We start from the raw sequence: 21,239 nt of genomic DNA, 5'->3' as shown, positions 1-21,239 counted from the left end.
TCAGCGTTATCCTTTAATGCCATAATGACGCAGCATCGCATCCAACTGAGGCGCACGGCCACGGAAGTTTTTAAACAACGTCATAGGCTCATCTGAACCACCCTGAGACAGGATATTATCGAGGAATGAACGACCGGTTTGCGGGTTAAAGATACCTTCCTCTTCAAAACGCGAGAACGCGTCCGCAGACAGAACTTCTGCCCACAGGTAGCTGTAGTAGCCAGCGGCATAGCCACCAGCAAAAATATGGCTAAAGGCATGCGGGAAGCGTCCCCAAGATGGCGCAGGCATAACCGCCACCAGTTTTTTCACTTCCGCCAAGGTTTGCATAATCTTCGCGCCTTCTGAAGGCTGATATTCATAGTGCAAACGGAAATCAAACAGACCGAATTCAAGTTGACGCAGAATAAACAGCGCCGCCTGATAGTTTTTAGCCGCCAGAAGTTTATCCAGCATCTCCTGAGGCAGCGGCTCGCCGGTTTGATAATGACCAGAGATAAAGGCTAATGCCTCAGGCTGCCAGCACCAGTTTTCCAAGAACTGGCTCGGTAACTCCACTGCATCCCACGGTACGCCATTAATTCCGGATACGCCCGCCGCATCGATTTTGGTCAACATATGGTGAATACCGTGACCAAATTCATGGAACAGGGTCGTCACTTCATCATGAGTAAACAGCGCCGGTTTATCACCGATCGGACGGTTAAAGTTACAGGTCAGATAAGCCACAGGTTTTTGTAAATGACCATCGGCATAACGCAGGCTGCCAATGCAATCATCCATCCAGGCTCCACCGCGTTTATGTTCACGGGCGTATAAGTCCAGATAGAAACTACCGCGTAATTCACCGCTGGCGTCATACAGTTCAAAGAAACGCACTTCCGGATGCCAAACATCTATATCCTTGCGCTCTTTGGCGGTAATACCGAATACCCGCTTAACCACCTCAAACAGCCCTTCTACTACACGCTGCTCAGGAAAATACGGTCTTAACTGCTCATCGCTGATGGAATACAGATGCTGCTTCTGTTTTTCGCTGTAGTAGCTAACATCCCAAGGTTCAAACTCGGTTTTGCCAAAGTTCTGCTCGGCAAAGGTACGTAAATCCGCCAGCTCCTGCTCCCCCTGATGACGAGCACGTTTAGCCAGATCGTTAAGGAAATCCAGCACCTGCTGCGGGTTTTCCGCCATCTTGGTTGCCAGAGATTTATCCGCGTAAGTGTTGAACCCGAGTAATTGAGCCAGCTCGTAGCGCAGCGCCAGCGTTTCAGCCATGATGTCGCTATTATCCCACTTACCGGCATTCGGCCCCTGATCGGAAGCACGTGTGGTAAATGCCTGATACATTTCGTGGCGCAGTTCGCGGTTATCGGCATAGGTCATAACCGGTAAATAACTTGGCATATCCAGCGTTAATAACCAGCCATCTTGTTCTTTGGCTTTTGCCATTTCGTGAGCCGCGTCTAGCGCGCTCTCCGGCAAACCTGCCAGTTCAGATTTATCGGTAATTAATTTGCTCCAGCCCATGGTGGCATCCAACACATTATTGCTGTAGGTTGAACCCAGTTCAGACAGGCGAGAGACGATTTCGCCATAACGCTTTTGTTTTTCCGCATCCAGACCAATCCCGGACAGTTCGAAATCACGCAGCGCATTTTCTACCGATTTTTTCTGTGCTTTAGTCAGTTGATTAAACGCTTCACCGTTTCTTAAATTGCGGTAAGCCTCATATAACCCTTTATGCTGACCAACCCAAGTACCGTATTCAGACAGCAGCGGTAACGACTGTTCGTAAGCCTCACGCAGTTCCGCACTGTTCTTAACCGAATTCAGATGACTGACCGGTGACCAAATTCTGCCTAACCGATCGTCAACTTCTGCCAGAGGCTGGCACAGATTTTCCCAGGTAAACGGGCCCGGTTGAGCAACAACTTTCTCGACCTCAGCCTGACAGTCCGCCAGCGCTGATTTGACTGCCGGAACAACGTCAGCAGGCGTAATGGAAGAGAATGGTGGTAAACCTTGAAAAGCTAACAATGGGTTAGTCATAAAAAACGGTCCTTAAATTTGGCGATAAAACTAACATGAGGACTATTATGGTCGAAATCAATGGCTGGTGATACAAATCCTATTAATAGATATTCTCTTTACTTCTTACTCCAATGGTTCGATCCATTAACTCACTAAGGGATAACCTCAGCCTTATACTGACAGCAACACTATCGGCTTCTTCAATTCCATTGATAGAATAAAGCCAACAATGATTTTCACTTTTTATCAACCAGACAGTTTATACTGTGCCCCATAACGCAACGTGCCGCCCGTTTTCAGGACAAACGCTTTTTAGTTGGTTCTCTGGCGGATAACACTGAGACGATAATCATCTTAATTTTTAATTAATTCAGTTAATTAAGAATAATTTATTCACAGGAAAGTCTAAAACATTATGTTAAGTTATCGCCACAGCTTCCATGCCGGCAACCATGCCGATGTTGTGAAACACACGGTCCAGAGCCTGATCATTGAAGCGCTGAAAGAAAAAGAGAAACCTTTTCTTTATCTTGATACGCATGCCGGAGCCGGTCGCTATTTTTTAGGTAGCGAACACGCGGAAAAAACCGGTGAATATCTGGAAGGTATTGCCCGTATCTGGCAACGTGATGATATTCCTGCTGAACTTGAACCCTATCTTTCCGCGGTCCGCGCCTATAATAAGAGTGGGCAGCTAAAATACTATCCCGGTTCACCACTGATTGCCGCTCAATTGCTGCGTGAATATGACCGCCTGCACGTTACCGAGCTACATCCAACGGATTACCCTCTGCTGCGCCATGAATTTCTAAAAGATCCGCGCTGTAAAGTTCTGCGCGCCGACGGTTATCAACAGCTGAAGTCTCAGCTTCCTCCCGCTTCACGCCGCGGTTTGGTTTTGATTGATCCTCCATATGAAATGAAAACCGATTATCAGGCAGTGGTTCAGGGAATTCAGGAAGGTTACAAACGCTTCGCTACCGGAGTTTATGCCTTGTGGTATCCTGTGGTGCTTCGTCAGCAAATCAAACGTATGGTCAAAGAACTGGAAGAAACCGGCATTCGCCGCATACTACAAATTGAGCTGGCAGTTCAGCCTGATAACGAGCGCCGTGGCATGACGGCATCGGGAATGATTGTGATTAATCCACCGTGGAAACTGGAACAGCAGATGAATGCGGTTTTACCATGGATACATAAAGTCTTAGTGCCTGAGGGCATCGGACATACCAAAGTGAGCTGGATTACGCCGGAGTAAGCGCTCATTTATGAATAGCTATCATTGGGAATTGTGATGAAAAAAGACAAGTTGATTGGCATTAGCCTTTCAGCTGTCGCCGTAGTAGTTCTGGGCGGCTGGCTGGTCTGGCAATTTATCTTCCCATCTCCGATTGCTCAGTGGGTTTTCTATGGTGAAAAACCTTCTGAAGTTCGGGGCTATACCTATTCTCCAGCCAAAGATAGTGCGACCGGTAAGCCTGAAAACAAACCCGCGATTCCTAAAGGTGATGGAGCCTTACTCACGTTTTGGAGCGGCGCTAGACAATGTTCCTTGGTAGTAAAATCAGGGAACGAAAAAATCAGCATTACCCGGTTTCAAGACAGCAATCCGCAAAGCGTTCAGGTGCAATATATTGATGAAGGCGGTACACCGGCAGAGTTGAATGTACAGCTTGGTCGCGGCATCAGCTTCTGGACTTATGCCGATCCTGCGGTACCCGGTGATTTTATTGGCTGGAAATTTGATAATCTGGCGGGCAAAGCCGTACCGGTTCGCTATCGCCATCAAAAAATGATTGATGGCACTCAGTACAAACTCCTCCCCAACCGTCGCTGGTCTTATGAAAAGTATCAGAACGGCAAAGTGGTTGAATCTAAACAGCTGGATGATTTACCGGCAATAGATGCCAATAAAAACAGTAAAGAAGAACTCGAACTGATGCGTCAGGCTAACGAGTGGCTAAGTGAAAATTTACAGGATATGTCCGATACATTATCGGTACCTATCCCCGATCAGTGGTTAAATACCAACAGCGATCCCTGCCAGTCAGTCTATGCGGAAATGTAATCGTTCAGCTGACCACGGATCTTTTATTCTCCACCGGGTTATGAGAACCTTTCATAATCCCCTCTAGGCTATCAGAGAGCAGTAGGCATTATCATGACTAAACATTACGACTATATCGCTATCGGTGGTGGTAGCGGCGGCATCGCTTCAATTAACCGTGCAGCATCCTATGGCAAAAAATGTGCCATTATCGAAGCTAAATATCTCGGTGGAACCTGTGTAAACGTTGGCTGTGTGCCTAAAAAAGTGATGTGGCATGCGGCACAAATCGCCGAGGCCATCCATCTTTATGGTTCTGACTATGGCTTTGATACTACGGTAAACCATTTCGACTGGCAGAAACTCATCGAGAGCCGTACCGCGTATATCGATCGTATCCATCAGTCTTACGATCGGGTATTAGGCAACAACAAGGTTGACGTCATTCATGGCTTCGCTCGTTTTGTCGATGCACATACCGTTGAAGTCAATGGTGAAAAAATCACCGCCGACCATATTCTGATCGCCACCGGCGGTCGTCCTTCAGTGCCATCAATTCCCGGTGCTGAGTATGGTATCAATTCCGATGGTTTCTTCGCACTGGATGCCATGCCTAAACGCGTTGCCATTGTTGGTGCAGGTTATATCGCGGTAGAAATTGCTGGCGTAATGAATGGTTTGGGTGCTGATGCACATCTGTTTGTACGTCAACATGCGCCATTACGCACGTTTGATCCGATGATTGTGGAAACCTTGCTGGAAGTTATGGCAGCAGAAGGCCCTACGTTACACACCCATGCCATACCAAAAGCCATCAGTAAAAATGCAGATGGCAGCCTGACGCTGGCGCTGGAAGACGGTACAGAACACACCACTGACTGCCTGATTTGGGCTATCGGCCGTGAACCAGCAACGGATAATATTAATCTGGCCGCTGCTGGCGTAAAAACCAATGAGAAAGGGTATATCCCGGTTGATAAATTCCAGAATACTAACGTTGCGGGCATCTATGCTGTTGGTGATAACACCGGCGCAGTAGAGCTCACCCCGGTTGCCGTTGCCGCAGGCCGCCGTTTATCCGAGCGTCTGTTTAACAACAAACCTGATGAACATCTGGACTACAGCAATATTCCTACCGTGGTATTCAGCCATCCACCTATCGGCACCATCGGTCTGACGGAAGATCAGGCTCGTCAGCAGTACGGTGACGACCAAGTGAAGGTGTACAAATCATCTTTTACCGCGATGTATACCGCAGTCACCTCTCATCGCCAGCCATGCCGCATGAAGCTGGTTTGCGCGGGTAAAGAGGAAAAAGTTGTCGGTATCCACGGTATTGGCTTTGGTATGGATGAAATCCTTCAGGGCTTCGCGGTGGCCGTTAAAATGGGCGCAACCAAGAAAGACTTCGACAACACCGTGGCTATCCACCCAACCGCTGCGGAAGAGTTTGTGACCATGCGTTAAGCATAACGGTTATCAGTCATCTTAAACCCGGGTACTGTTTAGGTATTCGGGTTTTTTATTATGTGAAGATTTACGGTAAGGAATCGATCTGGCTAATGTTTGTCAGTTGAGTTTAATAACAGTGAAAGTTTCGTCCACCATCAATACATAGTGGACGAAACTTTCGCGGGCATAAAACTTCGCGGATAAGTACTCCCCTTACCCCTTTTGGTCATAACAACAAACTTTGTTACTATTACCGGTATACCCGCGAGCGATTTGATTTCCACTTTCTCCCATCGCCCATCCGGATCAACAACAAAAGAATTTTCTGATGAAGAACACCGTAAAAACTGCCTCCCGACTAGTACAAAGAATTAAAGCTATTCCCAGCGTTGCCCATTTATTGCGAGCAACCGAACGTTTTAACGATCGTATGGGGAGTCAGTTTGGGGCAGCGATTACTTACTTTTCATTCTTATCCCTGATTCCTATTTTGATGGTCTCTTTTGCGGCAGCCGGTTTTATTCTAGCTTCTAACCCTGAACTGCTGGCCGGACTGATCAATAAAATCGTTACCAGCGTTTCCGATCCCAATCTGGCCATTACCCTTGAAAATACCGTGAACACCGCCATCAAGCAGCGTACCACCGTTGGCCTTACTGGCCTGTTGGTTGCCCTCTATTCCGGCATTAGCTGGATGGGTAATCTGCGGGAAGCCGTGCGGGCACAAACTCGCGACGTCTGGGAACGTAATCCGGAAGATCAGGAAAAAATCTATTTCAAATATATTAAAGACTTCATTTCCCTAACTGGCTTGATACTGGCTCTGTTGTTCACCATAGCCTTAACCTCCGTTGCCGGTTCAGCTCAACAGGCTATTATCGATGCTTTGGGTTTAAATGATATCACTTGGTTAAGACCGGTAATGACATCCATTGCTCTGGCGGTATCCATTACCGCTAATTACTTTATGTTCCTGTGGATTTTCTGGGCGCTGCCAAAACAACGCTCCAATATAAAAGCACTGATGAAAGGCACACTTCTGGCGGCTATCGGTTTTGAAATTATCAAATTCATTATGACTATCACCCTACCGCAGCTGGCAAAATCACCTTCCGGGGCGGCCTTTGGTTCTATTATCGGGTTGCTGGCTTTCTTCTATTTCTTCGCCCGCCTAACGTTGTTCTGCGCCGCATGGATTGCCACCGCAGATGAAAACCAAAACAAATCGTCAGCTTAATAATGCTTACCGTAAAATAATTGAAACAATGTTTTATTTTACCTTGACTATCGTTCCGTAAGTTATAAAACTAATCCCAATTATCTATCGAGTTAAGATTGGGATGCCGTATCATGACAACAAAAAGAATTGCCATTATTGGCGAGTGCATGATTGAACTGTCGGAAAAAGGAAATAACGTCAGCCGCGGATTTGGCGGTGATACTTTAAATACTTCCGTTTATATTGCTCGTCAGGTGCCGACTAACAACTTAGCCGTGCACTATGTCACCGCGCTGGGAACCGATTCCTTTAGTGAGCAAATGCTGGCATCCTGGCAACAAGAACACCTCAACACCGATCTGATTCAACAATTTGCCGATAAAATGCCGGGCCTTTACTACATAGAAACTGATGATACCGGCGAGCGTCAATTCTATTACTGGCGTAATGACGCGGCAGCCCGCTATTGGCTACTGCGTGAAGATTCTGCACACATTTGCCAGCAGTTGGCTCAGTTTGATTACCTTTATTTAAGCGGTATCAGCGTGGCTATTCTCGATAAACAAAGCCGTGAAAAGCTGATAAAGCTACTGATGGAATGTCGTAAAAACGGCGGTAAAGTTATTTTTGATAACAACTATCGTCCACGCCTGTGGCAAAGCCGTGAAGAAACTCAGCAGGTTTATCATGACGTATTATCCTGCACTGATATCGCCTTCCTGACGCTGGATGATGAAGACTTACTCTGGGGTGAAGAGCCTTATGAGAACGTAATTGCCCGTACCAAGGCGCTGGGCGTTAGTGAAATTGTCATTAAGCGCGGGGCAGATTCTTGCCTTGTTGCTACCGATGAAGGGTTGGAAGTCATTCCGGCAGTCAAACTGCCAAAAGAAAAAGTGGTGGATACCACCGCCGCCGGTGACTCATTCAGCGCCGGCTATCTGTCAGTGCGTTTACAGGGGGGAAGTGTGGTTGATGCAGCAATCCGCGGTCATCTAACCGCCAGCACCGTGATTCAATACCGTGGCGCAATTATTCCTCTCGCAGCCATGCCTGTCGTATAAAGCCCTTCAATAAAAATACCCCGATGCTGAAAACAGGCCGGGGTATTTTTTATCCACCAGACTAGCGCTTACTTAGCTTCGTCAGCCTTAGGTGCCATAATCGCCTCGAGCTGTTCGGACAACACCCGCACATTCTCTTCCGGCTCCCCGGCAGGCTGAGTCAGAACCAACGTTGGCTTAATCGTTAATAACCGATTAATGCGCGTATTCACCGTCATCAGGTCTAAGCCATCAAGAAACTTTTGGCGTAACTCCTGATAAGATTCGGGAGAAACCGTAATCGAACCACTTTTCTCAGCCAGCAGTCGCTGTGCCATAATTTGAGCAGTATCCGTCTTGGCATAAGTAGAAATGATCTGAGCCAGCTGTTCTTTCTGCTCTGCTAACAGCGTATTAAACTCAGCGTCAGTAACGCCTTCCTTCTCCAGTTTCACCAGTTCAGCGGCAACCAACTTCAGATTATTTTTCATCGCTGCCAGCGGAGTATCTATTGTCAGATCGCAATGATAGCGCTGGAACTGGATCTGGCATGCGAAATCCAGAGCCGCATTTTTTGCTGAGCCGCGGCCCATCTTCTGGTTCAGTCGATTTGCGATCATATCGTTAGCTATCATACTCAGCCACTGACGTTCCAGAGATAATTTCGTGACTATCGGATGCCATGGATCGTCCCAGACCAGCTTCAGGCGATCTTTTTCCACGCCCTGAGATAAAAAATTGACCGGCGTTGCGGGCAATGCGCTCAATGCTGCAATGGTGGCTGGCGTCAATCGCTTACCGCTTAATCCACCAAATGACTTATTAATTTGTTCAACCATCGCACGGCGGTCAACATTACCCACCACATATAGCGTCATTGAATCAGGGGTATACCATTTCAGGTAGAATTCGTTAAGCCGCTCAGCCGTTGCACCTTCTGCGACAGCTCTTCCTGGTTCATGACCCACCAATGGGGAATTTTTAATCCGATAGTGCCACCAGGCATCATTAACGCCTGCCGGAAAGGTAATCAGTGGAGAAAGCGGATCGTTACTCATCAGCTGAATTAAACCATTGCTTGCCGTCGGAGGACTGACCGCCTCAGATAACCAACCGAATGCCTCTTTTAATAGTTCTGGTTTGTTGGTCGGTAAACTCAGGTTGTAGCGGGTGTAATCGTAAGAAACCTCAACCAGCGATTTAGGCTCGGTTTCTGGTGTGATCAGCGGTAGTAAGCTTTGAATTTCGTCCGACTCATAACTGTCGGTTTTTTCCATCGCGAGATGAGGAAGCAAATAGGAGAACCCCGTCTGCTGTATGCCTTCCTGTAAAGAACCGGCATGAACCTCTAACCGAACTTCAATTTTATCACTCGGGCGATGCGGCGTAGCCAGAATCTGCCACTTGAAACCGTTTTCCAGTTTCCCTTCCTGCCAGGCAGGATCGGCTTTTAACGCTTCGGCTTGCGCCGCGCTCCCCACCCACATAAACATGACTCCGCTCAACGCGGAGAGTAAATACTTAAACTGCATAATGGAACCTCATTTACTGCTTAAATCAGCCGGACGGGAATCATGATGATTGCCTGACAGCGAATATTTGCATCTTTGTACGTTTTTTTATTGAAAAAGCAGGCTGTCGAGATATCACGTGATGCTACTACTATTTTAATGATAAAACTGATGGCTAACTTGCAATAGTGACATTATGCAGAGAATCCCGGCAGCGGCAAGCTACCGGGATATAATGGAGGAACAGATGGTTATAAATTGAACGATTCTAGTTATACAACGGTCTATTAAGCCTCTTTTCCTGGATTATTCAGTTCGGACTGGAGTTTCTCTTCATCCAACTGACGACACCACTTAGCTACAACAACAGTTGCTACACCATTACCAATCAGATTGGTTAATGCCCGAGCTTCTGACATAAAGCGGTCAATACCCAAGATTAATGCCAATCCGGCTAATGGCAGATGGCCCACCGCGGAAATGGTTGCTGCCAGAACGATAAAGCCACTTCCTGTAACGCCAGCAGCCCCTTTCGATGACAGCAATAACACCACCAGCAGCGTAATCTGGTTGAGTATGCTCATCTCTGTATTGGTCGCCTGCGCGATAAATATCGCGGCCATGGTCAAATAAATCGACGTGCCATCAAGGTTGAAAGAGTAGCCGGTTGGAATAACCAGACCCACAACAGATTTCTTACAGCCTAAACGCTCCATCTTATCCAACATTCTTGGCAGAACGGACTCAGAAGAAGAGGTTCCCAGAACGATGAGCAACTCTTCTTTGATATAGCGGATAAATTTAAAGATATTGAAACCGAAGCCTCTGGCGATAGCGCCCACCACAAACACAATAAACAACACGCAGGTTAAGTAGAAGCACAGAATCAGTTGCCCTAACTGCACCAGAGAACCGACACCATATTTACCGATGGTAAAGGCCATTGCCCCGAATGCACCAATAGGCGCCAAACGCATAATCATATTGATAATGCCGAAAATGACGCGGGAGAAGCTATCGATCACGTTAAACACCATTTGGCCTTTCTCACCCAAACGATGCAGAGCAAAACCAAACAGCACAGCAAACAGCAACACCTGAAGAATATTGCCGCTGGCAAACGCACCGATCACGCTACCGGGAATGATATCCAGTAAGAACGGTATAATGCCCTGAGACTTAGCCGCATCGGCATAAGCCGCTACCGCACTAGCATCTAACTGGCTTGCGTCAACGTTCATGCCTGCCCCAGGCTTCACCACGTTAACCACGATTAAACCAATCAGCAACGCTAATGTACTGACAATCTCAAAATAGAGTAACGCGATGCCGCCGGTACGACCGACCGCTTTCATGTTCTCCATACCCGCAATACCCGTCACCACGGTACAAAAGATAATTGGTGCGATAATCATTTTAATTAATTTAATGAAACCATCACCTAACGGCTTCATTGATGCGCCAATCTCAGGATAAAAGTGCCCCAACAGTACCCCAACCGTTATTGCAAATAAAACCTGAATATATAGCGATTTAAAAATACTCAATTTCATGATGCTTCCTTATTTTTATTAGCAACACGGTACAGGCGCAGGAAAATAACACCCAATTAACACTATGGATATTAAATTATTAAAGAAACAATAGGGAAAAATCAGAAATATGAACTGGATCGCATCACAGACGCGGGCTTTAGGTACTTTATGACCAAAACTTGGTTATTTCATTACCACATAAGCAATCGATTAACTTCCAGGCTATTTACTGGGGAATCGCTGATATACCGCTTGATTCAGAGAATATCGGTCGGAGACTCAGCGTAAGCTGACAGGTATTTTTCCTGAAACTTTGTATAGGGTATAGCTGGGGAAAATAGATATCCTTGAGCAATATGAATATCATGAGCCAATAACCAATCAGCTTGAGCCTGAGTTTCTACGCCCTCGACCACCAGCTTTAGGGATAGAACCTGAGCAACAGAACTGACAATTTTAACCAGCTCACCCTCTTCAGGCAGGGCATCAATAAAACTTTTATCAATTTTAAGCTCATCGACCGGTAAATGCCGCAAGTAATTCAAATTACTGTAGCCAGTACCAAAATCATCCAGTGCGATAGATATGCCTAACTCACGTATTTTCATCAACGTTGGCAGCACTTCCGCTAAATCGTAAATATGCGCGGTTTCCGTTAATTCCAGCGTGAGCTTAGCTGGTTCAAAATCGTAACGCTCAATTAACGCTTTCAGTTGTTCAATAAGATCGGTCTGTTGCAATTGAAGAGCCGAGAGATTAACCGACAAGCTCAGAGAAATACCCTGCTGCGTCCAACGGCTCAATATGCTACAGGCCTCTTCCAGCACCCATCGCCCTAAAGGTAAGATCAATTCAGCCTCTTCTGCCAGAGGAATAAACTCCAACGGATAACGGATCTCATCCGCAGAATAATGCCAGCGAAGTAATGCTTCGGCACCATAGGGAATGCCAGTAGCAATATCAACCTGAGGTTGTAAATAAAGCTGAAACTGATTCTCCTTAAGGCCGCGAAGAATTTCCCCTTTCATCTTTAAACGCTGCTGAACCTCATTGGTCATATTAGGTTCAAAGAACTGAATTTGGTTTTTCCCTCGCCGCTGAGCCAATAACATTGCCGACTGAGCATGGCTAAGCAGTTCATCCGCATCTTCACCATCACTCGGATATTGAACAATACCAATACTAATCTGTGGTAATAAGTGAAACTCTTCAATATCAATGGGTAACGTAATAAACTCTACCAGACGTTTAGCCAGTTGCATCGCCTGCATAGGCGCTGTACTGAATTTACTTAATATCGCCAGTTCTTCACCATGCAGTCTTGCCAATACTGTGTGATGACTTAACAATGGCTGGATACGCCCAATAATCTCCACCAGATGCTGGTTAGCCCGCTCCGGGCCTAATGCCTGAAATATATCCTTAAGAGAATCCAGATTAATAAACAACAGGCTGAATGAGGTTTTAGTCAGGCCGCTATTGGCTATCTGTTGTTTAAGTAGTTCTTGAAACAGCGTGTAATTAGGTAAATCCGTGACTGGATCTCGAGTACTTAGACGGCTTAACTGATTATGCGCTTTAGCCAACGCCTGCTGATTACGATTATAATTTCGCACCAGCATCCCCAATTCATCATCCTGATGCCGCAGAGGTAATGTCAGTTGGTGGTACTGGAGAACGCCGGATGGCAAAGTACGTAAGTCTCCGGCAATGGCCCGTAGTGGATAGACCAATAAGCGATTGAGGCACCAGCTAATCGCAATGGAAAGCATCAGAGCAAGTAATAAATAGGTCACCAATACGGTAGCAAATTTATGCAGAGAAGCTTGATACAGCTGGTAAGAATCCGCCTCTAATATCAAATACCCCATGGGTTTGGGATTTATCGAGTGATATTCAGAGGAATAAAGAGGCATCCGCGCGCTAATGGGTAATCCCAACATCGAGGCAAAGAACGTGGGAACACGGTCATTCGACTTTCGAAAACTATATAAATGAATGATCTCTCCGTTGACTAGCAGATTCGCTTTACTAAGCCAGCCAATATCAATCAAGCCATCCAGTGTGTTCTGTATCTCTTGCAGATTGCGATTCCACAGGTCTCTTTCCAGCGGCTCTGCAACCGAATAACCGATATTATCCAACTGAGTCAAGTAATCCTGTTTGCGTTGCTGAACAAAATCAAACATTTGTATTACAACAAAAATACAGATTGTCGCCATGGCAACAATCGTTACCAACGACATCTGTTTAATTGTTAGCGAACGCTTTACCAGCAAACTTTTATCTCCGGATTAGCTAATTAAATAAGCAATACATTCAAATTTACCATCATAATTAAAATATTATAACGATAACTGCCCGTTTTTTTCTAACCACCTCTGCTGAAATTTTTTTATCATGCAAAATCAACACAAAACATCAGAGAAAGGGTGAAAAGTAGGAATAAAACCGTCGTGCCAGTCAATTTACGATACCAGAAATTGGCCGTACCGCGACGGGTAAAAACGATATCTGCCCAATTTGATAGCCAGAGTAACTTTTTCGGCGAACGAAATAAATCAGATAAAAAGTGTTGGTGATGTTGAGATCGAAACATAGGGCAATACTTATGCAAGAGAAAATGCAGTTGGTCGATTTAAAAGACATCACAACATCATGTCCCCAGAAGCGTTATTCTGGCTGAGCCTAACCAAGAATCTGCGAAAAGTCGGTGATATTAAAAAATATCTGACATTGGATGATGAAATATAAGAATAGATTTCATATTAAATTAAATAGTAAGCACGAAAATTAACTCCTTTATCGACAATAACACGCTTATAAAGCATCATTCACATTCATTAAATTGGATAGCCAATAATTAATCAACAATCAAAAATTTTAATTTGATTAACTGGATAGCCAACTTAACCAACTGGAGATAAAAATAACAACCACCCACCCATTTTAAAACTCAACTCAACGACTAATTTAATACTTTAGTATCATATTTTAAAAGAAAATCAGGTGTTAGAAAATTAACACCAGCCCCCGATTATTATTCTCCCTATAAAATTAGGAGCATCCACAGTCTCTATTTATATAAAACAAGAAAAAACAAAGTAATACCTAATAATTAATTTAGAAAGCCATTAAAAAGACACGCCTATCTCTTATTTACCGATGTCCAGTTATCCCAAGGAACGGGGTTCACCCAATCGTAAATAAAATCAACGAACGTTCTGATATTATAATCCACATATCGACATGGGACATAAAGTGCATAAAGATGATGCCCCCCATTCCCTAAATTAGGTTTAAGTAGCGGAATTAAATCACCATTTTCAATATGTTTACCCAATAAATAAGTGGGCAAATAGGCAATGCCTTGTGAACGTAACGCCGCTTCAAGCAATACCAGGCTACTATTAGCCTGTATTGGCTCCTGCTGGCTCTTTACCAGCTGTTTTTCGCCGTTATCATCAAGATAATACCAAGCAGACTCAATCCCTGGATAAACCAGACAATCATGGTCTTTTAAATCTCTGATACTGGCCGGAACCCCTCGTTTTTTCAAATACTCAGCGCTGGCGCAATACACCCAATTAATTGGCGCTAATTCACGCATAGCATAGTTTTCTGGCGGTCTTTTAACTATTCTTAATGCCAAATCGAACTGGCCTTCATTCAGGTTAACGAACTTATCGCTCAAATCAACAATCAGCCTGACTTTCGAATATTTCTTACGATATTCAGAGAATATATGCATCAAATGAGCCGTACCCAACGCCAAAGAACAGGTTACCCTTATCTCACCACGAGGTTCATTATTGTCGTAACTCACGGTGTCGACTGAATCTTCCAGATCTGCCAGTATTTTTACTATTTTTGCATAAAATTCATCACCGACCTTTGTGGTGCTGGTATTCCTGGTGGTTCTCTGTATTAGCTGTACCCCCAGATTAGCCTCCAGCAAGCTCAAGCTTTTACTGACGGCTGAGGCCGATAAATTCATTTTCGCTGCCGCTTCAGATATTCCACCGTAATAGACCACCTTGGTGAAAATTTGCAGCTGCTTTAAAGAAATATTCGGATTCATATTTTACTTTCCCTCACAACTGTTTTTAATAAATATCCTTTGGCAATGCATAGAGATCACGTTGTAATCAAAGTAAAATAGATACTATCACTATAAAGCAGCGCAATTTTCGCTGCTTTTGTGAATTACGTCATACATCATGATTAAAATGTTCATATTATTCTATTAATAACACAAGCAATATAGAAACTATCGCGATTTCAATACAACTATAAAAATAAAACTTAGTTGTAAAATTAGGGATGAATCATGGATAAAAATATTACAAGGCAGGAACAACACAACAATAATAATAATGATTTTCGCACTATTCCCTTTACTAAATATGATATGGGATGGGTTATTTTATGTATTGGTATGGCTATAGGTGGAGGAATTGTTTTTTTACCTGTACAAATTGGCCTAAAAGGAATTTGGGTATTTACCTTATCGCTAATTCTTGCCTATCCAGCAATTTATTTACTACAAGAATTATATTTAAAAACGTTATCTGAAAGTCCTGAATGTGAAGATTACTCAAGCGTTATTACGCAGTATTTAGGTGCCAACTGGGGGGTGTTTCTCGGCATTGCCTACTTCATTATGCTATTGAAAGGAATGCTGACCTATTCGCTCGCCGTCACCTTTGATAGTGCCTCCTACTTTCAAACCTACGGCTTAAGCTCCGTTCTGCTATCAGACTACCTTTGGTATGGACTTCTGGTACTCACCATCTTGGTGATTATCGCTTCACAAGGCGAAAAACTGCTGTTTAGAATCTCCGGGCCAATGGTCATCGTTAAGCTTGCCATTGTTGTTCTGCTTGGATTTGTCATGATCCCCTATTGGGACTTTAACAATATTGGCGCTTTCCCTGATATATTGCCACTACTCAGGGATGCGGTATTAACGCTACCATTTACCCTGTTCTCTATTTTGTTTGTTCAGATACTTAGCCCAATGAATATTGCTTATCGTAAGGTAGAATCTGACCCACGACGAGCCACCTATCGCGCTATTCGTACCAATCGAATTGCTTACATAATTTTAGCCGTCTCGGTGATCTTTTTTGCTTTTTCATTCACTTTCTCTCTGAGCCATGAACAGGCCGTTGAAGCAGCGCGTAATAATATTTCAGCAATGGCAATTGCTGCTCAGGTCATTCCTGGCAATGTGGTAAAAATCATGACGGCGGTGCTTAACATCTTCGCTATTCTGACTGCATTCTTTGGCATTTTCCTCGGCTTTCAGGAAGCTATTAAAGGCATTATCGTCAACATTGCTACCCGCTTTATTGCGAAAGAAAAGATTAATGCAAAAGTTCTGACCATCGGCGTATCTATCTTTATTATTCTGCTGTTATGGGCTTGGGTGTCGACCCGCTTCCCAATTTTACTGCTCCAGCAGATTGGTGCGCCGGTATACGGCATCGTATCTTGCCTTATCCCATGTTACCTGGTGTACCGGGTACCCGCTCTGCGAAAATATAAAGGTCTTGGTATCTACTACATCATACTGATCGGTTTAATGCTGTGTGCATCCCCGTTCTTTAAATTTTTCGAATAGTATCGGCAAGTCCTAGCAACTACGGGATAGCAAAATGTTATCCCGAAAAAGTTTAACTCGAAAATAACAATAACCCTGAGTTTTGGAGAAGATCATGACATCTAATAAGGATATTTCTAAGTTTAACATCAGCACCCAGCTCACTCAGCTAGGAAGAGATCCCGCTGAGCAATATGGATTCGTCAATGCTCCGCTCTATAAAGGCTCAACCATTATTTATAATACGCTGGAAGATATTGAACAGAAACGCGCCCGCTTTTCCTATGGCACCACCGGCTCACCAACGATTGCCAATCTGGAAAACGCCTGGACTCAACTGGCAGGCGCGGCCGGTACAGTGATGTCACCATCAGGACTTGGTGCCATCACACTTGCGATCTTTACCACCACCAAAGCCGGGGATCATCTGCTGATGCCTGACTGCACCTACCGCCCAACCCGTAATTTTTGTAACAACATGCTGGCAAAATATGGTGTTGAAACAACCTACTACGACCCGATGATAGGTGCCGATATTGAAAAACTGATTAAGCCCAATACCAGTACTATCTTCCTGGAAGCCCCCGGCTCACAGAGTTTTGAAGTACAGGATGTTCCCGCGATTGTCAAAGTCGCGAAAAAGCACGGCATTAAAACCATTATTGATAATACCTGGGCAACGCCGATCTTTTTCAAAGCACACGAGCACGGTATCGACCTCTCTGTGGAAGCTGGCACAAAATATCTCGGTGGACATTCCGACATCCTATTAGGCATGGTTTCTGCTAATGAGGCGAGCTGGCCAGACTTACGTGCCACCTATGACTATATGGCGATGTTACCCGGCGCTGACGACTGTATTCTCGCTCTGCGCGGCCTGCGTACCATGCATTTGCGCTTAAAAGAAGCAGAGAGACGCGGCCTCGAAATGGCAGCTTGGCTGAAAGCTCGGCCAGAAGTCCAAAAAGTGCTCCACCCGGCTTTTGAAGATTGCCCCGGACACCAGAACTGGAAACGGGATTTTCTTGGCTCCTCCGGCCTATTTTCCATCATCCTCAACGAGCAGTTCACTAAATCAGATGTCGCTAACATGTTAGATAACATGTCCGTTTTCAGCATGGGATTCTCATGGGGCGGATATGAAAGTTTAATTATTCCATTTAACTGCACGGACTATCGAACAGTCACTCAATGGAAACCGGAGGGCTTTAGCTTACGTCTGCAAATTGGATTAGAAGATATGGACGATCTGAAAAAAGACTTAGATGAGGGCTTTTCTCGTATGAACATGAACAGTTAACCCAATATTGATTCACCGCCAAGCATGAATGCACTAAACCAACAACCCATTGTTATGCCAGCACATACTTGGGATCAAAAGAAAGCTGATATTCGTTAAAGTAAAGGAAAAAACTATGATATCCAGCAAACTGACGACATTGGCCGGCATTCAGCGCTTGGCCCAAACCATCGAAACCGATTGTCATACTCCACAATATGACGCATTAGATAAAGCAGCCCAACAATCAGGTTATAGAGACTTTGAGCATGCTCAAGTCTCTCTACGACACTCAAACGTCATAGAACTGACCAACGATGAACATATTATCAACCAAAAGCGGTCTGGTCCGAATAGCCAAGATACGCCGTCGAATATGTTTACTCAGTACCTAAAATCTGACCGAACGTTTATTATAAAATCCCCGGAAAGAGAAACAAATATAGAATTAACGCTGATCAGCGACCAATGGCGCAATCTTCCCCTTATTGAATTTTTTATTGATAACCTGAATTTACAAAAAATAGAGCTACCGCGATCGCGTACCCTCTATGATGGCCGCATCACACTAGAAAAACTACAGAGTAAAATCATATCAACCTGCTGGTTTAACTCTAATGAATCGATTGAGATAACCAATATTATCAATAAAATCAATAATCCGATTAAAACCAAAATATTCAGTTTTAATGTCAATATTTACATGCAGGGGAAAATATTTAGCAAATATAAAACCGATGAGGGTTATCTGGAATACACCATAAATGGTTATAATACATGGATATTTAATGAGATCATTCGACATCATAAGCGATTATAAGTGATGTATGACTAGAGTGTGACAGAAAGCCGACTAACGCTATTCAGCTGATGATAAACCTGAGCTGAATGTAAATAGGCGCGATTGAGTTCCGCCCAAGTTTTGAAAGTAAAGCGCCCGTCAGGGTTAACGGAAGACAGACGCAAACTAGCTCAAATAATCCCTTAAACGGCTGGAACTTAATCCATCAACGTCAGCCATTCGGTTACTGCCTTGCCCATAAGTTAAACGCAACGTTTTCAGATGCTATACAAGGTGCAGTTAAAAAACATCGCGCTTATTTTTTCAGCGGGGAAAAATCTCGATAAACCACTGGGTTTTCAGCAAACATAAAGCGATCGACATTAAACTCAAAATCATTTGCCGTGGCATCAAACAACATCTGCTTGGTATTTTCCAAATGTTGCCACATGGCCAGCTTACATTCTGCCGGATTTTGATTGATTAACGCCTGCAAAATTTTTTCATGGTCTTCACACCAGCTGTTGATTGCATCAACCTGAACATGCTCATGGAGTTTTAACCAATAAGGATTCTGTAAGCGCTGACTCCACATCCTTTCAACAATACTGATCAAGGCATTATTGTGGGTAATCCTGGCAATTCTGACGTGAAACTGAAAATCCCACTCAGAATCACGAAAGCGATCTTCTTTCTGTGCCTGTTGCTGTATTTCGACTAAATCCACAATGTCCTGACGAGTCACTTGAGTAGCGGCAAACTCGGCAATATTGCTCTCAATCAGTTGACGAGCCTGCAACAGTTCAAATGGGCCAAAACGGGCAAATTCCAGAGGAGAGGCGGATTCAAGCACCTTTTTCGGCTGATTAGCAATAACATGAATGCCCGATCCTTTACGTACATCCACATAGCCTTCCACTTCCAGCATAATGAGCGCTTCCCGAACCACGGTTCTGCTGACGTTCATCTCTTCAGAAAGCAGGCGCTCTGCGGGTAACTTATCGCCAATGTGATAAATTCCGTGCTCCAGACGCTTTTTTAACTCCGCAGCAATTTGCTGATACAGACGGGGCGACTCATTGACTTCCACCAACAACTCTCCATACAGATGACAAATACCGCCAATTAAAACGGTACACTAACAGCTGGAGTATATCTGTTTTCCGAACGCTACAGTAAAAATAAATAGTATTGATGATTAAACAATTAACGGTCATTAGGCAAAGGAATGATGAAATAAAAGGCGGGTCAGTGGCAAAAGTGGCGGCTTCTTTCCAGCGAGCAGCCACTTTGCCCAGCAAGTTTACTCTTCAACCACGATAGGCTTAATGTCTTTGAGGACGAAGAGATAGATCAAGGCACCCAATAAACAAGCACCGCCAGACACCACCAGAGCAGGAACAAAAGAACCGGTACTGGAGATAATATAACCGGTCACAATCGGCCCCAGAATACCACCGCAGTTAGCGACCGCATTTTGCATTCCACCCAGCAGAGAAGTCATATTACGAGGAGCAACATCACCAGGCAGGCACCATAGTGCTGATGCGGCGAACGCCAATGCCGCATAAGAAAGGCACAGCAACCCTAGCATGACCGAGGTGGACTCAACCAAACCGGCAAAAGAAATACTGGTGGCTAACAGCATTCCGCCGACCAGATTAATTTTACGTGCCATATTGAGATTATTGGTTTTGTTGTACACGAAATCGGTAAACCATCCACCCAGATATTGACCGAAGATACCGGCCAACGGCGGTAACATCGCGGCAAATCCCATTTCTGCCAGACTCATCCCTCGTTCGTTCATCAAATAGCTCGGGAACCAAGTGATGAAAAAGAAGATGGCGTAGTTCAACATAAAGAAACCGGAGCACATTGCAATAACGTTGCGGTAGCCGAACAGCTTATACCACTTCATTGGCATACTCTTATCGATACCCTCTTTCTTCGCCTGACCGTCACGAATATAGTTAAGTTCTTCCTCGCTAATGGTCGGATGGTCTTCCGGCTCACGGTATACCGCTAACCACCAAACGGTCCACAGTAGTCCCAATCCGCCACAAATGTAAAAAGCGGCATGCCAACCCCAAGTGGCGATAGCCCAGACAACGATCGGCATCGCGAACGCGGTACCAAATTTGGAGCCACTATCAAACAGCGCCGTAACGCGGCCTCGTTCCCGATCGGGAAACCACTTAGCCGTAATCCCGCTGTTACAAGGATAAGCACCTGCTTCACCAATCCCCATAAAAATTCGAGCGGAAATAAACGCAAACGGCGTTCTGGCTAATCCTGTTGCCATGGTTGCCAGTGACCACCAGACAACGGATGCCGCCAGCGTTTTTCTTTGTCCAATACGGTCTGCCAGAAAACCAGACGGAATCTGGAACAAGGCGTAGCTGAAAAAGAAAGCGGACATAATCCACCCCATCGCTTCAGCGCTGAGCTGTAAATCTTTTTCAATAACCGGAGCGGCGGCAGACATAACGGTACGATCCAGATAATTTACTACCGTCGCCATTAACATCAGGATGGCGATATGAAACCGAACCTTACTCTTTTTTTTTCTTACCATCTTCTCTTCCCTCAAAGGTAGGACAGCGCCCTATTGGTGACATTTCTTGTGCTGAAACAGACTCAGAATGAATGTAGTGTCCCGTTCCTAACCAATGAGCGCGCTTTTCCCCTTGCCATGAAAAAGTCATCGACCATCAAACGGAAAAATCATCATAA

General features: G+C 44.8%; 15 protein-coding genes. 8 read left to right on the top strand and 7 right to left on the bottom strand.

Features of this window, described 5'->3' with window-relative positions; all coding sequences use genetic code 11:
* Positions 1-6 precede the first annotated feature (6 nt).
* Positions 7-2,049, bottom strand: coding sequence for an oligopeptidase A (prlC, locus tag EL341_RS00545; protein WP_126466763.1), 2,043 nt, complete (start codon positions 2,047-2,049; stop codon positions 7-9).
* 397 nt (positions 2,050-2,446) lie between these two features.
* Here prlC and EL341_RS00540 point away from each other — a divergent pair, with 397 nt between their 5' ends.
* The 5 genes from EL341_RS00540 to kdgK all read left to right on the top strand — a co-directional run bounded on the left by EL341_RS00540 (position 2,447) and on the right by kdgK (position 7,813).
* On the top strand, positions 2,447-3,289 hold the full coding sequence (locus EL341_RS00540; RefSeq protein ID WP_047779572.1) for a 23S rRNA (adenine(2030)-N(6))-methyltransferase RlmJ: 843 nt from the start codon (positions 2,447-2,449) through the stop codon (positions 3,287-3,289).
* Between the two features lie 36 nt (positions 3,290-3,325).
* Positions 3,326-4,099 carry a hypothetical protein gene (locus EL341_RS00535; RefSeq protein WP_126466761.1) on the top strand — a complete coding sequence of 258 codons (774 nt, stop codon included), beginning with the start codon at positions 3,326-3,328 and terminating at the stop codon, positions 4,097-4,099.
* 93 nt (positions 4,100-4,192) lie between these two features.
* Positions 4,193-5,545, top strand: a complete 1,353-nt coding sequence (gene gorA, locus EL341_RS00530; RefSeq protein WP_074823831.1) for a glutathione-disulfide reductase — start codon at positions 4,193-4,195, stop codon at positions 5,543-5,545.
* Positions 5,546-5,858: 313 nt separating this feature from the next.
* The gene (gene yhjD, locus EL341_RS00525) at positions 5,859-6,767 is read left to right on the top strand and encodes an inner membrane protein YhjD (RefSeq protein ID WP_082118916.1); all 909 of its coding nucleotides are present in this window, start codon (positions 5,859-5,861) and stop codon (positions 6,765-6,767) included.
* 113 nt (positions 6,768-6,880) lie between these two features.
* A complete protein-coding gene (kdgK, locus tag EL341_RS00520) occupies positions 6,881-7,813 on the top strand; it encodes a 2-dehydro-3-deoxygluconokinase (protein WP_074823828.1) in 933 nt (310 codons plus the stop codon).
* Between the two features lie 68 nt (positions 7,814-7,881).
* Here the strand turns inward: kdgK and EL341_RS00515 are convergent, their stop codons facing one another.
* The 4 genes from EL341_RS00515 to EL341_RS00500 form a co-directional block, all read right to left on the bottom strand.
* Positions 7,882-9,324, bottom strand: coding sequence for a M16 family metallopeptidase (locus tag EL341_RS00515; RefSeq protein ID WP_126466759.1), 1,443 nt, complete (start codon positions 9,322-9,324; stop codon positions 7,882-7,884).
* A gap of 266 nt (positions 9,325-9,590) precedes the next feature.
* Positions 9,591-10,856: a dicarboxylate/amino acid:cation symporter gene (locus tag EL341_RS00510; RefSeq protein WP_047779566.1), complete on the bottom strand. Its 1,266-nt coding sequence runs from the start codon at positions 10,854-10,856 to the stop codon at positions 9,591-9,593.
* Positions 10,857-11,095: 239 nt separating this feature from the next.
* Complete coding sequence (hmsP, locus tag EL341_RS00505) at positions 11,096-13,117, bottom strand: biofilm formation regulator HmsP (RefSeq protein ID WP_126466757.1); 2,022 nt, start codon at positions 13,115-13,117, stop codon at positions 11,096-11,098.
* Between the two features lie 869 nt (positions 13,118-13,986).
* Positions 13,987-14,919: a LysR family transcriptional regulator gene (locus EL341_RS00500; RefSeq protein WP_126466755.1), complete on the bottom strand. Its 933-nt coding sequence runs from the start codon at positions 14,917-14,919 to the stop codon at positions 13,987-13,989.
* Between the two features lie 357 nt (positions 14,920-15,276).
* Between EL341_RS00500 and EL341_RS00495 the strand changes: the two genes are divergently transcribed.
* The 3 genes from EL341_RS00495 (at position 15,277) to EL341_RS00485 (ending at position 18,542) form a co-directional block, all read left to right on the top strand.
* Positions 15,277-16,464, top strand: a complete 1,188-nt coding sequence (locus EL341_RS00495; RefSeq protein ID WP_408634907.1) for an amino acid permease — start codon at positions 15,277-15,279, stop codon at positions 16,462-16,464.
* A gap of 94 nt (positions 16,465-16,558) precedes the next feature.
* A complete protein-coding gene (gene metC / locus EL341_RS00490) occupies positions 16,559-17,743 on the top strand; it encodes a cystathionine beta-lyase (RefSeq protein ID WP_126466750.1) in 1,185 nt (394 codons plus the stop codon).
* Between the two features lie 115 nt (positions 17,744-17,858).
* Positions 17,859-18,542 carry a hypothetical protein gene (locus tag EL341_RS00485; RefSeq protein ID WP_126466748.1) on the top strand — a complete coding sequence of 228 codons (684 nt, stop codon included), beginning with the start codon at positions 17,859-17,861 and terminating at the stop codon, positions 18,540-18,542.
* Positions 18,543-18,819: 277 nt separating this feature from the next.
* Here EL341_RS00485 and exuR read toward each other — a convergent pair whose 3' ends face one another.
* Both exuR and EL341_RS00475 read right to left on the bottom strand, forming a co-directional pair.
* On the bottom strand, positions 18,820-19,593 hold the full coding sequence (gene exuR, locus EL341_RS00480; protein ID WP_074823811.1) for a transcriptional regulator ExuR: 774 nt from the start codon (positions 19,591-19,593) through the stop codon (positions 18,820-18,822).
* 213 nt (positions 19,594-19,806) lie between these two features.
* Positions 19,807-21,081: an MFS transporter gene (locus tag EL341_RS00475; protein WP_114986029.1), complete on the bottom strand. Its 1,275-nt coding sequence runs from the start codon at positions 21,079-21,081 to the stop codon at positions 19,807-19,809.
* Positions 21,082-21,239 lie beyond the last annotated feature (158 nt).

The organism is Pragia fontium, from assembly GCF_900638655.1.
GTDB classification, from domain to species: domain Bacteria; phylum Pseudomonadota; class Gammaproteobacteria; order Enterobacterales; family Enterobacteriaceae; genus Pragia; species Pragia fontium.
This window is presented reverse-complemented; position numbering and strand designations above follow the sequence as displayed.

Excerpts from the sequence above, each read along its gene's own strand:
- prlC (WP_126466763.1), bottom strand. The coding sequence starts at position 2,049 with ATGACTAACCCATTGTTAGCTTTTCAAGGTTTACCACCATTCTCTTCC.
- EL341_RS00540 (WP_047779572.1), top strand. The coding sequence starts at position 2,447 with ATGTTAAGTTATCGCCACAGCTTCCATGCCGGCAACCATGCCGATGTT.
- EL341_RS00535 (WP_126466761.1), top strand. The coding sequence starts at position 3,326 with ATGAAAAAAGACAAGTTGATTGGCATTAGCCTTTCAGCTGTCGCCGTA.
- gorA (WP_074823831.1), top strand. The coding sequence starts at position 4,193 with ATGACTAAACATTACGACTATATCGCTATCGGTGGTGGTAGCGGCGGC.
- yhjD (WP_082118916.1), top strand. The coding sequence starts at position 5,859 with ATGAAGAACACCGTAAAAACTGCCTCCCGACTAGTACAAAGAATTAAA.
- kdgK (WP_074823828.1), top strand. The coding sequence starts at position 6,881 with ATGACAACAAAAAGAATTGCCATTATTGGCGAGTGCATGATTGAACTG.
- EL341_RS00515 (WP_126466759.1), bottom strand. The coding sequence starts at position 9,324 with ATGCAGTTTAAGTATTTACTCTCCGCGTTGAGCGGAGTCATGTTTATG.
- EL341_RS00510 (WP_047779566.1), bottom strand. The coding sequence starts at position 10,856 with ATGAAATTGAGTATTTTTAAATCGCTATATATTCAGGTTTTATTTGCA.
- EL341_RS00500 (WP_126466755.1), bottom strand. The coding sequence starts at position 14,919 with ATGAATCCGAATATTTCTTTAAAGCAGCTGCAAATTTTCACCAAGGTG.
- EL341_RS00495 (WP_408634907.1), top strand. The coding sequence starts at position 15,277 with ATGGCTATAGGTGGAGGAATTGTTTTTTTACCTGTACAAATTGGCCTA.
- metC (WP_126466750.1), top strand. The coding sequence starts at position 16,559 with ATGACATCTAATAAGGATATTTCTAAGTTTAACATCAGCACCCAGCTC.
- EL341_RS00485 (WP_126466748.1), top strand. The coding sequence starts at position 17,859 with ATGATATCCAGCAAACTGACGACATTGGCCGGCATTCAGCGCTTGGCC.
- EL341_RS00475 (WP_114986029.1), bottom strand. The coding sequence starts at position 21,081 with ATGGTAAGAAAAAAAAAGAGTAAGGTTCGGTTTCATATCGCCATCCTG.